10 protein-coding genes are annotated in these 11,943 nt (G+C 74.0%); all 10 read right to left on the bottom strand.

What is annotated here, in order from left to right; translation table 11 throughout:
* Nucleotides 1–12 precede the first annotated feature (12 nt).
* The 10 genes from NYZ98_RS28935 to NYZ98_RS28890 all read right to left on the bottom strand — a co-directional run bounded on the left by NYZ98_RS28935 (nt 13) and on the right by NYZ98_RS28890 (nt 11,942).
* Nucleotides 13–2,592, bottom strand: coding sequence for a glycoside hydrolase family 9 protein (locus NYZ98_RS28935; RefSeq protein ID WP_316249613.1), 2,580 nt, complete (start codon nt 2,590–2,592; stop codon nt 13–15).
* A 216-nt stretch (nt 2,593–2,808) separates the two neighbouring features.
* Complete coding sequence (locus NYZ98_RS28930; protein ID WP_262846728.1) at nt 2,809–4,098, bottom strand: helix-turn-helix domain-containing protein; 1,290 nt, start codon at nt 4,096–4,098, stop codon at nt 2,809–2,811.
* A gap of 675 nt (nt 4,099–4,773) precedes the next feature.
* Nucleotides 4,774–5,580 carry an SDR family NAD(P)-dependent oxidoreductase gene (locus NYZ98_RS28925; RefSeq protein ID WP_262846727.1) on the bottom strand — a complete coding sequence of 269 codons (807 nt, stop codon included), beginning with the start codon at nt 5,578–5,580 and terminating at the stop codon, nt 4,774–4,776.
* Nucleotides 5,581–5,600: 20 nt separating this feature from the next.
* Nucleotides 5,601–6,002, bottom strand: a complete 402-nt coding sequence (locus NYZ98_RS28920) for a MaoC/PaaZ C-terminal domain-containing protein (protein ID WP_262846726.1) — start codon at nt 6,000–6,002, stop codon at nt 5,601–5,603.
* On the bottom strand, nt 5,999–6,454 hold the full coding sequence (locus NYZ98_RS28915) for a MaoC family dehydratase N-terminal domain-containing protein (RefSeq protein WP_262846725.1): 456 nt from the start codon (nt 6,452–6,454) through the stop codon (nt 5,999–6,001). The genes NYZ98_RS28920 and NYZ98_RS28915 overlap by 4 nt, the downstream gene beginning before the upstream one ends.
* A 2-nt stretch (nt 6,455–6,456) precedes the next feature.
* Nucleotides 6,457–6,855, bottom strand: coding sequence for an aspartate 1-decarboxylase (gene panD / locus NYZ98_RS28910; RefSeq protein WP_262846724.1), 399 nt, complete (start codon nt 6,853–6,855; stop codon nt 6,457–6,459).
* Nucleotides 6,856–6,865: 10 nt separating this feature from the next.
* Nucleotides 6,866–8,197 (bottom strand): crotonyl-CoA carboxylase/reductase, encoded by a 1,332-nt coding sequence (gene ccrA, locus NYZ98_RS28905; RefSeq protein WP_262846723.1) that lies wholly within the window; start codon nt 8,195–8,197, stop codon nt 6,866–6,868.
* 11 nt (nt 8,198–8,208) lie between these two features.
* On the bottom strand, nt 8,209–9,192 hold the full coding sequence (locus NYZ98_RS28900) for a 3-oxoacyl-ACP synthase III family protein (RefSeq protein ID WP_262846722.1): 984 nt from the start codon (nt 9,190–9,192) through the stop codon (nt 8,209–8,211).
* Between the two features lies 1 nt (nt 9,193).
* Nucleotides 9,194–10,150 carry an LLM class flavin-dependent oxidoreductase gene (locus NYZ98_RS28895; protein ID WP_262846721.1) on the bottom strand — a complete coding sequence of 319 codons (957 nt, stop codon included), beginning with the start codon at nt 10,148–10,150 and terminating at the stop codon, nt 9,194–9,196.
* A complete protein-coding gene (locus tag NYZ98_RS28890) occupies nt 10,140–11,942 on the bottom strand; it encodes a non-ribosomal peptide synthetase (RefSeq protein ID WP_262846720.1) in 1,803 nt (600 codons plus the stop codon). The genes NYZ98_RS28895 and NYZ98_RS28890 overlap by 11 nt, the downstream gene beginning before the upstream one ends.
* Between the last annotated feature and the right edge of the window lies 1 nt (nt 11,943).

Raw genomic sequence — 11,943 nt, 5'->3', positions numbered from 1 at the left:
GCCAGGCCGGGGTCAGACGGCGCAGGCGGCGCCGTTGAGGGTGACCAGGTCGGGGGCGGGGTCGGCGCCCGGGGCGGAGACGCCGGTGAAGCCGAAGGTCACCGACCCGCCGGGCCTGATCGTGGCGTTCCACCCGAGGTCCTTGGCCGTGACGGTGGCCGCGTCTTGGGTCAGGGCCGCGCTCCAGGCGCCCGCGGCCTTCTGGCCGCCGAGGAAGGACCACTTCAGCGTCCACCCGCTGACCGCCTTGGACCCGGTGTTCCTGACCGTGACCTGCGTGGTGGAGCCGCCCGGCCACCGCCCGTGCGTGGTGTAGGTCACCGCGCACGCGCCCGGGACCGGCGCGGTGCCGTCGCCCTGGTCGGCGACGAACGCCGAGATCCAGGACAGCGGCGCGTTCCAGTTGACCGTCAGCTCGTTGGTCGACCAGGACTCGATGTCGTCGACGTAGCAGAACTGCGGCGCGCAGCCCCGCAGCAGTGCCTGCGCCTTGGGGTCCTGGATGCCGGAGTTCGGCCCGCCGGCCAGCGACCCCTTGGGCGGGTTCGGCAGGTCGGCGTTGAGCTGGTGGGCGTACCACCGGCTGTGCTGGTTGTGCGAGGCGACCTCGCCGTACCCGGTCACGTAGGACTGGTTCAGCGCGTTGCGGCCGAGGAGGTAGCCGAGGCCCTCCAGCACGCCGTCACGGTACTTCGCCCGCCCGGAGATGTCGTAGGCCGCGGCCATCACCACCATGTTGTTCAGCACCTGGCTGCTGGAGCCCCAGTCGTAGGTGTTCTCCGCCGGGTCGTACGGCAGCCCGTACGGGTGTGCCTTCAGCGTCGCCAGGTACTCGTCCGCGCCGGCGAGCACCGATGCCCGCACCCCCGCCCGTCCGGGCAGGTCGTTCGGCACGGTGGCCAGGTCGAGGCGGCCCAGCGCCGCGGTGGACTGCCAGCCGAAGCCGCGCGGCGTCCAGATGTCGGCCGTGTGGTGCGGCGAGGCCAGGACGGCGTCCTGGAACTCCTTCTCCCCTGTGGTGACGAACAGCTCGGCCGCGGCCCAGTAGAACTCGTCGGTCACGTCGCCGTCGTCGTAGGTGCCGCCGCCGGTGCCGTCCGAGGCGGAGGCGTAGACGGCGGGGTGGGCCCTGGCGGCGGCCCACGCGTCGCGCGCGGCGGTGAGGTTCCTGGCCGCGAACGCCGGGTCGTAGGGCGCGAACACCCGGGCCGCCTGGGCGGCGGCCGCGGCGAGGTTCAGCGTCGCGGCCGTGGAGACCGGGTGCAGCTCGCGCGCCTGGGGGTCGAGGTGGGGCAGCAGCGGCAGGCCGGTCCAGTTCTGGTCGTGCACCTTGTGGTGGGCCATCCCCGCGTACGGCTTGCCCGCCGGGACCTGCATCCTCAGCAGGAACTCCTGCTCCCAGCGGGCCTCGTCGAGGATGTCGGGGACCTTGTTGCCGCTCTCGGGGATGGCGAGCGTGGAGTCGCCGAGCCTTCCCGGGCGGGCGGTGACGGCGTTCTTGGTCCGCTCGAACTCGCCCATGAGCTGGGCGACCGAGATGCCGCCGTTCACCACGTACTTGCCGTGGTCGCCCGCGTCGTACCAGCCGCCGGAGACGTCCAGGGAGTAGTCGCACACGCCCGGCTGGCACGGCACGTCGGTGTCGCCCTGGTTCGGGGCGGCCCGCAGGTGCCCGGCCGGCCGGCCGTACCCGGGCCGCAGGGAGTCGAGGATCTCGATGCCGCTGCGCTGGGTGTAGTAGAACTTCAGCGCGTCGGCGCGCAGGCTCTCGTAGGCGCCGCCGCCGATGTCGAACGGCCTGCTGGTCTGGCCGTCGGCGGTCAGCGTGTAGCCGGTGCCGGCCTTGGTGTACGCGCCGAAGCCGATCGAGTGGACGTTCTGCCCCGAGCTCGCGTCGACGCCGCGCGGCACGGTGCTCCCGGACGCGACCACGGTGCCGCCCGAGTTCGCCAGGCGCCAGGGCAGCGGGCCGGTCGCCTCGGTGACCAGCGTGGCGTCCTTGGGCCCCTTGGGCAGGTAGGCCACCTGGTTCACCCGTACCCGGGGACCGGTGTCGGGCACGTACACCTCGGGCTCGGCGCCGCCCCGCAGGGTCACGTCGTCCAGGCAGAACCGCCACGGCGTCGCGCTGCCGCCGAGCTGGAACACCACCTGGGCGTCGGGCAGGCTGACCGGCGAGGTGAAGGTGTAGGCGTAGGCGTTCCCCGACACGCTGAGCTCGGGGGTGGCCGAGAGGTACTGCGTGTACGGGTCCACCGGGAGCTGGACCAGGGCCTTGGCGACCTTCGCCGGGTCGGCGGAGGCGGTGAAGCCGAACGCGTAGGTGTCGTCGCGCACCAGCGGGATGTCGTTGACGCCGATGATGACGTCCCAGGGGTTGACGGTGCCCCCGGGGACGGTGGCGCACAGCCGGCCGGCGTCGAGCTCGAAGGTGGTGTTGCCGGTGTGCCACCAAGGGTCGGTGGTGGTGTCGAACGTGCCGTTGACGATCTGTTCCGGCTCCGGGTCGGCGTGCGCCGCGACCGGCGGGCCGGAGGCGGCCAGCGCGAGGACGGCGAGCGGAAGTGCCCAGCGGCGAAGGGATCTGATCACGGAAGCGTCCTCGTGGTCGGGATGGACAAAACCATGGGAGCGCTCCCACGTGGTGGCGACCCTGCGCATGCTTCCATCGCGCCCCGGGGCGGTCAATGGCCGTCCGGCCCCGGGCGGCCGGTGCGGCGGGGGTTCGCCTGGTCACGATCGGACACCCCCGCCGTACGCCTCCCGCCGCCCGGTCACGCCGCTGAAACTTTCACCCCGCCACCGGTCTCACACCACCCGCGCGTCCTCGACGATCGCCGAGCGGACGAGGCTGAGAAGCTGGAAGTACGAGCGGTTGGCGTGCTCGGCCCGCCGGATCAGCCCGCGCAGCAGCAGGTAGCGGATGCCCCTGGCCGCCTCGACCGGCGTGGTGCCGGCCAGGGCGGCGCAGTCCTCCACCGACCAGCGGCCGTCGTGGCCCGCGACGCTCCGCAGCAGGTCGCGCGCCGAGGGTTCGAGCGCCTCGATGGCCTGGCGGACCACCTCGCCCGCCTTGAACGCGGAGCTGCCGTCGGCCGCCGACAGCACGGTCCAGAAGGGGTCGCGGGACAGTTCGCCGAGGAGCTCGTCGGGGGTGTACACCAGGGTGAGGCGCCCGGCCGCCTCCAGGGCCGCGGGCAGGCCGTCGAGGCGCCGGCACAGGGCCGCGATGGTCGCGATGGCGGTCTCGTCCAGCCGCAGGCGTGGCCTGGCCAGCCCGATGCTCGTCATGATCATGCGGGCCGCGTCGACCTCCGCCAGGCCGGCGGCGTCGTAGCGGTGGTCCACCCTGGGCAGGGCCAGCGGTGCCAGGGGGAGGACGGACGTCTCGGCCGTGCAGGTCATGCCGCGCGTGGTGAGCAGCACGCACAGGCCGGGATAGCGGGCGAGCAGGCTCGGGATCCGGTCGGCCGGCAGCGACGCCTCGTCGTGGTCGTCGATGACCAGCAGGGTCTGCCCGGTGCCGATGACCCCGCCGAGCTCCCGTGGGTCGGCGCCGGGATCGCGCAGCAGTTCGTCCACCAGCCGGCCCCTGCTGCCGGTGTGGGGGCAGGACGGCGTCCACACCACCTGCACCCCTTTGGCGTTCAGCCTGGCGGCCACCTCCAGCGCCAGCCGCGTCTTCCCCACCCCGCCGAGGCCGGTGACGGCCACCATGCGCCTGTCCCGCGAGCGCACCAGCTCCTCCAGGGCCCTGATCTCGGCCCGGCGCCCGACCAGGCCGCTGACCGGCCCCGAGACCGGGGCGACCGGATGGAACGGGCCGCCGCCCATCCCGGCCACCGGCGGGGCCGCGGCGATCCGCAGGGCCTCGCGGTGCGGTTCCTCGATGCGCAGCGCGCGGGCCAGCAACTGGACGGTCTCCTTGCGGGGCCGCCTGACCCGGCCCGACTCCAGGTCCCGCACCGCCCGGATGCTCACGGCGCTCAAGTCGGCGAGTTCCTGCTGGGTAAGGCCAGCTATATTGCGATATTTCCGTAAAAGGGTGCCGAAGCGCTTCCCCTCGTTGTAGCCGTGCTCGTCCTTCACGATTGTCATGATCGGCCCACCTCCGTGGTCGCTCAAAACGCGGGACTCAGAAGTGATGCGGGACAGGCGGAAGGCAGGGGAGCGGCCCGCGACGGCGTCCTGTCCACGCGGACCTGGAACGACGGCGCCGGACCGCGGACCTGGAACGACGCGCGCCAGACCGCGGGTCTGGAAGACGCACGCCGGACCGCGGGCCTGGAACGACGTGCGCCGGACCGCCGGCCGCGGCCCCGGACGACGGCGGGACGGCGCCCCCGGCCGGGAACCGGCCGGACGGTCGGCATCCCCGGTCCGGGACCGGGCACCCGGCCCGGCCGAGGCGCCCGCCGCCCAGGGAATGCCCGCGCGGACGTCCTTCGCGCGACCCGGACACGCGGAACCGCCTCACTGATCACTCCCCCGATGCCATGCGCGCCCCCGGACACCGACGGCGAGCCCCCTGCCACCTCACTCAATGGGCGTGCCACCGCGTGACACCTTCCGTGCCACCCCGTGACACCTTCCGTGCCATCCGTGCCATCCGGCGCCGCCCGCCCGTAACCCCCTCGGCACACGCGGCACGACGGCACGCCCCTCACAGGCCCGGCGCGACCCGCGCCGGGCCCTGGCCGCCGCCGGATGCGCGCGCCGAGGACCGGACCTCGGCCGAGGCGGGCGGCCGTCCGGGCGGGTCGCGCGCGTGGGTCAGATGACCAGGCCGCCGCCGCAGACCAGGACCTGGCCGCTGACGTAGTCCGACTCCGGCAGGCACAGCAGGTAGACCGCCCCCGCGGCCTCCTCGGGCGTGCCCGCCCTGCCCAGCGGGACCGAGGTCCGCATCGCCTCCAGCAGCGGCGCGCCGACCCCGACCCTGATCCGCCGGCCACGCACCTCGATGCCGGCGTCCCCGCCCGCCGGCGCCTCGGTGAGCCGCGTCATGATCAGCCCGAAGGCGACGGCGTTGACGTTGACCCGGTCGCGTCCCCACTCCTTGGCCAGGGTCTTGGTCAGGCCGACGAGCCCCGCCTTGGCCGCCGCGTAGTTGGCCTGCCCGGCGTTGCCGCCGAGCCCCGAGATCGAGGAGATGTTGACGACCTTGCGGTGGTGCCCGACCGGGTTGGCCCGGATGTAGGGCTGCGCCGCGCGCAGGATGCGGAAGGGCGCCTTGAGGTGGACGTCGAGGATGTCGTCCCACTGCTCGTCGGTCATCTTCTGGACGACGGTGTCCCAGGTGTAGCCGGCGTTGTTGACGATGATGTCCAGGCCGCCGAAGGACTCGACGGCGGTCCGCACGAACCGCTCGGCGAACCCCGCCTCGGTCACGTCGCCCACGCAGGCCACCGCGCTGCCGCCCCCGGCCTTGATCTCGGCGGCGGTCTCCTCGGCGGGCCCGGGGTCCAGGTCGTTGACGACGACGTGGGCGCCCTCGCCGGCGAGCTTGCGGGCGATGGCCCGGCCGATGCCCCGCCCGGCGCCTGAGACGATCGCGGTCCTCGCGGTCAGCTTGCTCATGTGACTGCGCTCTCCTTGGTTCACTCGTCGGCAAGTGCGATGACGGCGGTGCCGCGCAGGGTCACCGTGCCGTCGGCCAGGGTCACCGCGATGTCCAGGTGCGCGGCCCCGTCCTGGACCGCGCTGACGGTCCCCGTGCAGACCGGTTCGGCGTGCGGCGGCGTCATGGCGGTGAACCGCACGCCGTACGAGCGGACGCGCCGCTGCGGCGCCCAGCCGGTCAGCAGCCGCCCGAGGTAGGCCATGGAGAGCATGCCGTGCGCGAACACGTCCTCGAAGCCCACCTCCCTGGCCGCGTCCGCGTCGACGTGCACCGGGTTGTAGTCACCGGAGGCGCCCGCGTACAGGGCCAGCGTCGTGCGGCTGATCGCGGGCACCCGCAGCGGCGGAAGCGGGTCCCCTGCCCGCACCCGGCCGTTCACGGCGCGTCCCGGGAACCGGGGACGACAAGGACGGTGGTCAGCGTGGCGACCGGCCCGTCCGCGCGGGTCACCTCGACGGTGCGGACCAGGAAGTCCAGCGCGCCGCCCTTCTTGGTGTAGACGTCGCTGATGTGCGCGGCGAGGGTCAGCCGGTCGCCCGCGTAGGCCATGGCGTGGTAGGTGAAGCGCTGCTCGCCGTGGAGGATCCTGCGCGGGTCGATGCCGAGCCCGGTGAGGTAGGCCCAGGGGTCGTCGCGGTCCATCTCCAGGCAGAACAGGAACGTGGGCGGCACCGGCAGGTCGCGGTGGCCCTCGGCGCGGGCGGCGGCCGGGTCGGTGTAGACGGGGTCGTGCTCGCCGGTCGCCCTGGCGAACAGGCGCAGCCGCCCGCGCCCGACCTCGACGGTCAGGTCCGGCGACCTGGTGCCGACGGCGGCGGTGTCGATGGCCACCGTCAGGCTCGGACCGGGTCCGAGGGCGCGGCCTCGCTCGGGTCGTGCCCGGTGCCGGTGATCCGGTTGAGCTCGTCCACGAACACCACCGACGGCTCGAACTCCCGCAGCTCGGCGTCGGTCATGACCGCGTAGCCGATGACGATGACCAGGTCCCCCGGGCTGATCAGCCGGGCGGCGGCGCCGTTGATCCCGACCACGCCGCCGTCGGGCGGCCCTTCGATGACATAGGTGGAAAGGCGCGCGCCGTTGTTGATGTCGACGACGTCCACCCGCTCGCCGTGCACCAGGTCGGCGGCCTTCATGAGGTCCGCGCTCAGCGTCAGCGACCCGACGTAGTGCAACTCGGCGTGGGTCACGGTGGCGCGATGGATCTTGGACTTCAGCATATGACGGAACATGTCGAACCTTTCAGCGATCGTGAAAGCGGGTGATCTGCCCGAGAAGCCGTTCACGCATTTCGTGGTCACGCACCCCGAGCCCCTCCCCGGGGGCCAAGCAGAGCACGCCGACCTTGCCCTGGTGGGCGTTGACGTGCACCTCGTGCGCGGCCTGCCCGGTCTCGGACAGCGGGTACACCTTGGACAGCGTCGGGTGGATCCTCCCCCGGGCGATCAGCCGGTTGGCCTCCCACGCCTCGCGGTAGTTGGCGAAGTGCGAGCCGATGATCCGCTTGAGGTTCATCCAGAGGTAGCGGTTGTCGTAGGAGTGCTCGAAGCCGCTGGTCGAGGCGCAGGTGACGATCGTGCCGCCGCGCTTGGCCACGAACACGCTGGCGCCGAAGGTCTCCCTGCCGGGGTGCTCGAAGACGATGTCGGGATCGTCCCCGCCGGTCAGCTCCCTGATATGGGCGCCGAACCGCCGCCACTCCTTGGGGTTGTGGGTGTGCTCGCCGGACCAGAACCGGTAGTCCTCGGCCTTGCGGTCGATGACCAGCTCGGCGCCCATCGCGCGGCACAGCTCGGCCTTCTCCGGGCTGGACACCACGCACACGGGGGTGACGCCGCCGTTGAGCGCGAGCTGGGTGGCGTAGGAGCCGAGGCCGCCGGACGCGCCCCAGATGAGCACGGTGTCGCCCTGCTTCATCCTGGCGCCGTTCGGCGAGACGAGCTGCCGGTAGGCGGTGGAGTTGACCAGGCCGGAGGCGGCGGCCTCCTCCCAGGTCAGGTGGGCCGGCTTGGGCATGAGCTGGTTCGCCTTGACCAGGGCCAGCTCGGCGAGCCCGCCGAAGTTGGTCTCGAACCCCCAGATCCGCTGCTCGGGGTCGAGCATCGTGTCGCCGTGCCCGTCGGGGTGTTCCAGCTCGACCGACGAGCAGTGCGCCACCACCTGGTCGCCGGGCCGCCAGGCGTTGACGCCCTCGCCGGTGCGCAGCACCACGCCCGCCAGGTCGGAGCCGATCACGTGGTACGGCAGGTCGTGCCGCCGGCCGAGCGGCGACATCCTGCCGTACCGCCGCAGGAAGACGAACGTCGGCAGCGGCTCGAAGATCGACGACCACACCGTGTTGTAGTTGATCGAGCTGGCCAGCACCGCGACGAGCACCTCGCCGGGGCCGAGCTCGGGGGTGGGCACCTCCTCGACGTGCAGCGACCGGCGCGGGTCCTTCTCCTCGCTGGTCAGGCCGTGGAACATGTCCACTTCGTCGGCGTGCACGGTCACGGCGCGGTGGCTCTCGGGGACCGGCAGCCCGCCGACCTCACCCGGTTCCCCCGCCATGATCGCGTCGATGATGTTACGCATGGTGCCTCCGGTCAGTGCCAGACGAGGATGGTCGCTCCCGCGCACAGGCCACCGCCCGCCGCGGCGAGCAGGACGCGTTCGCCCCTGCGCAGGGGCGAACGCCGGTGCGACTCCGACAGCGTGAACGGGACGGACGCCCCGCCGGTGTTGCCGTACCGCCGGGCGGTGACCGGGACCCGGTCGAGCCCGATGCCGAGGTCGGCGGCGAGCGCCTCCAGCATGCGGGTGTTCGCCTGGTGGAACACGAAGCGGCTGATGTCGCCGATGCCGAGGCCGCAGTCGTCGAGGACCTGCTCGACGAGCTTGCGCATGGTGGGCATCACCCAGCTTTTGACCCGGCGGCCGTCCATGTGCAGCAGGTGCCGTCCGGCGGCCCTGGCCTCGGCGTCCAGCGGCATCGCGGTGCCGCCCGCGTCGACCCCGACCGAGGCGTGGTGCTCCCCGTCGGTGATCATGCGCGTGCCGAGGAAGCCGTACCCCTCGGGCACCTCGCCGAGCAGCATGGCGCCCGCGCCGTCGCCGAACAGGCTGACCGTGCGGCGGTCGCTCCGGTCCATCACACTCGACAGCTTGTCCGCGCCGACGACCAGGACCCTGCCGCCCGGGTAGTGGGCGCGCAGCAGGCCCTCGCCGATCGCCAGGGAGTAGACGAACCCGCTGCACACGGCGTTGACGTCGAAGGCCGGCACGGCGCGCAGGCCCAGCTTGTGCTGCAGGATCGCCGCCGTCGCCGGTTGCGGCACGTCGGGCGTCACGGTCGCCACGATCAGCGCTTCCAGCCGGTCACGGGCGCCGGCCTCGGCGTCCAGGGCCGCGTTGGCGGCGGGCACCGCGAGGTCGGAGGTGGCGGTCTCCGGGGCCGCGTAGCGCCGCTCGTGGATCCCGGTGCGCTCGACGATCCAGTCCTCCCCCATTCCGGTCCACTCGCTGATCCGCGCGTTGGTGATCACCTCGTCGGGCACGTGGGCGCCCAGCCCGATCACTCCGATGGCCATGTCAGCTCCTTGTCTCGACGCTCTGCGGCCGGTCCGGCAGTTCGTGCCGCAGCGCGGCCAGGCGGTGGTACTGGGCCGGGTAGTCCGCCGCCCCGGGGAGCAGCACGAGCTGGTCGGCCCCGGCCGCCACCAGCGCCCCGAGGCCGGCCGCCACCTCGGCGGCGGTGCCGGCGACGGCGTAGGGCAGCAGCCGGTCCACCGGTCCCCCGTACTGCGCGCGCAGGAAACGGGCGCACTCGGCCCTGGCGAGATCGGGGTTGCGGTCGTCCACGTGGACCAGCACGGTGACGCCCGCGCGCGGGCACGGCCTGCCGAGTTCGCGGGCGCGGGCCGACAGGGCGGCCCGCCGGTCGGCGAACCGGCCGGCGTCCACCCAGAGCCCGAGCCAGCCGTCGGCGCGCGCGGCCGCACGCTCGATCGCGGCGGCGCTGCGGCCGCCGACCCAGGCCGGCGGGACCGCCCCGGTGGGCGCGAGCGCAGGCACCTCGGCGTCCCACGGTTCCGGCAGCCGCACCGGGCGGCCGGTCACCAGGGCGGGCATCGCGTCGAGGAAGGCGTCGGTGCGCCTGCCGCGCTGGGTCATGGGCACCCCGGCGGCGGCCCACTCGCCGGGGTTCTCGCCGCCCACGCCCACCCCGAGCACGACCCGGTCGCCCGAGAGCACCTGGAGCGACGCGATCTGCTTGGCCGTCCAGGCCGGGTGGCGCATCGCGGCCAGCAGGACGCCGAACCCGAGGGCCACCCTGCCGGTCACCGCGCTCGCGGCGGCCAGCACCGTGACCGGTTCGAGGATGCCGCTGTGGAAGGCGAGGTGGTCGACGGTCCAGACCGAGTCGAACCCGAGCCGCTCGGCCAGCCGGGCCGCCGCGACCACGTCGTAGCGCCCCGAACCGGCCGCGCCGGAGGCCGGGAGCATGACCCCGACCTCCACCGCCCGCCGCCCGCCGTCACCGGGCATGGTGGCCGTTCCCGGGCGCACCGCCCAGGCCGGTCACGTGCGCCGCGAGGTCGCGCAGGCGCGGGTGCCGGTAGACGTCCTTGGTGGCCAGGCCCACCCCGAGCCGCCCGCGCACCTGCGCGACCACCCGCAGGGCGACCAGCGAGTGGCCGCCGAGCGCGAAGAAGTCGTCGTCGGCGAGCACCCGGTCCATGCCGAGCACGTCGGCCCAGACGGCGGCGATCAGCTCCTCGACCCGCCCTTCCGGCAGCGGGCGCTCCTCGCCGTCCGCCCGCGGGGGGACGGGGCGCGGCAGCGCGGCCAGATCGAGCTTGCCGTTCACCGTCAGCGGGAACGCGGGCACCGCGACGAACGCCGAGGGCACCATGTGGTCCGGCACCCGGTCGGCGAGCGGGCCGCGCAGCCGCTCCTCCGGGAGCGGGGTCCCGTCCGCGGTGGTGTAGTAGGCCACCAGCGTGTCGCCGTCGCCCCGGGTGACGACGGAGCGGGTGACCTCGGGCACCTCGGTGAGCACCGCCTCGATCTCCCCGGGTTCGATCCGGTAGCCCCGCACCTTGAGCTGCCGGTCGAGCCGGCCCATGAAGATCAGCGTGCCTTCGGGGCTCCACCGGACCAGGTCCCCGGTCCGGTACATGCGGGACCCGTCGCCCGCCACCACGTCAGGCAGGAACCGCTGGGCGGTCGCCCCCGGCCTGTTCACGTACCCGAGCGCCACCCCCGTCCCCCCGACGAACAGCTCGCCAGGCTCGTCCACCCCGGCGGGCCGCAGGTGCTCGTCGAGCACGTAGACGCGGACCCCCGGCAGCGGCTCGCCGATGTGCGGGTACGGCCCGGCGATCGGCGCGGCGGTGGCGTCCACCGTGCACTCGCTCGGCCCGTAGAGGTTGACCGGTGCCAGCAGGCCCTGCCCGGCGGCCCCGGCCAGGTCGCGCCACATGTCCTCGGAGATCGCCTCGCCGCCGAGCAGCAGCCGCGTGGGCGGGTCGGAGGGCGCGGCCGGCATCAGCTCGTCGCGCAGGGCCGCCCAGTGCGAGGGGGTGAAGTCCAGCACGGTGACGCCCTGGTCCCTGACGAGCGCGCCGAGCGCCGGCGGGTCGAGCCGCATGGCGTCGGTGAGCACCACGACCGTGTCGCCACGGCACACCCGGATCCACTGCTGCACCGAGGCGTCGAAGGACACGCTGGCGTTCCAGGCGACCGTGGCGGGCCCGGCCGCGAAGACGCCCGCCTGCTCCAGCATGGTCAGCAGCGCGGCCACCCCTCCCCTGCCGACCACCACGCCCTTCGGCGTGCCCGTCGAGCCGGAGGTGTACTGGACGTAGGCGGCGTCGTGCGCGGACACCGCCGTGGCGGCGCCGCGCTCCCCGCGGTCGCCGGGCGTCAGGACGCGCACCCCCTCCGGCCAGTCCGCCCGAGGGTCGCCGGCGCAGACCACGCTCACCCCGGCGTCGGCGACGGCGAAGGCCAGCCGCCGCGCGGGGTAGGCGGGGTCGAGGGCGAGGTAGGCGGCGCCGGCCCGCCACACCGCGAGCAGGGCCACCAGCGTCTCGGCCGAGCGGGGCAGGCAGACGCCGACCCGGGTGCCGCGTCCCACGCCCGCCGCCCGCAGCGCCCCGGCCAGTCCGGCGACGCGCTCGTCCAGCTCGGCGAAGGTCAGGTCTCCGTCGGGTCCGCGCACGGCCACGCGGCGGGGGTGCGCGGCGACCACCGCGCGTAACCGGTCCAGCGGGTCGACCGGCGGGGTCAGGAGGGCGGGGCCGGCTGACCATTCGGCCTTGGCGGCGACGGTCATC

This window comes from Sphaerisporangium corydalis, assembly GCF_025506355.1.
Classification (GTDB): Bacteria; Actinomycetota; Actinomycetes; order Streptosporangiales; family Streptosporangiaceae; genus Sphaerisporangium; species Sphaerisporangium corydalis.
Note: the sequence above shows the minus strand (reverse complement) of the source record. Positions and strands in the feature narration are given on the sequence as shown.

Excerpts from the sequence above, each read along its gene's own strand:
- NYZ98_RS28930 (WP_262846728.1), bottom strand. The coding sequence starts at position 4,098 with ATGACAATCGTGAAGGACGAGCACGGCTACAACGAGGGGAAGCGCTTC.
- NYZ98_RS28925 (WP_262846727.1), bottom strand. The coding sequence starts at position 5,580 with ATGAGCAAGCTGACCGCGAGGACCGCGATCGTCTCAGGCGCCGGGCGG.
- panD (WP_262846724.1), bottom strand. The coding sequence starts at position 6,855 with ATGTTCCGTCATATGCTGAAGTCCAAGATCCATCGCGCCACCGTGACC.
- ccrA (WP_262846723.1), bottom strand. The coding sequence starts at position 8,197 with ATGCGTAACATCATCGACGCGATCATGGCGGGGGAACCGGGTGAGGTC.
- NYZ98_RS28900 (WP_262846722.1), bottom strand. The coding sequence starts at position 9,192 with ATGGCCATCGGAGTGATCGGGCTGGGCGCCCACGTGCCCGACGAGGTG.
- NYZ98_RS28895 (WP_262846721.1), bottom strand. The coding sequence starts at position 10,150 with ATGCCCGGTGACGGCGGGCGGCGGGCGGTGGAGGTCGGGGTCATGCTC.
- NYZ98_RS28890 (WP_262846720.1), bottom strand. The coding sequence starts at position 11,942 with ATGACCGTCGCCGCCAAGGCCGAATGGTCAGCCGGCCCCGCCCTCCTG.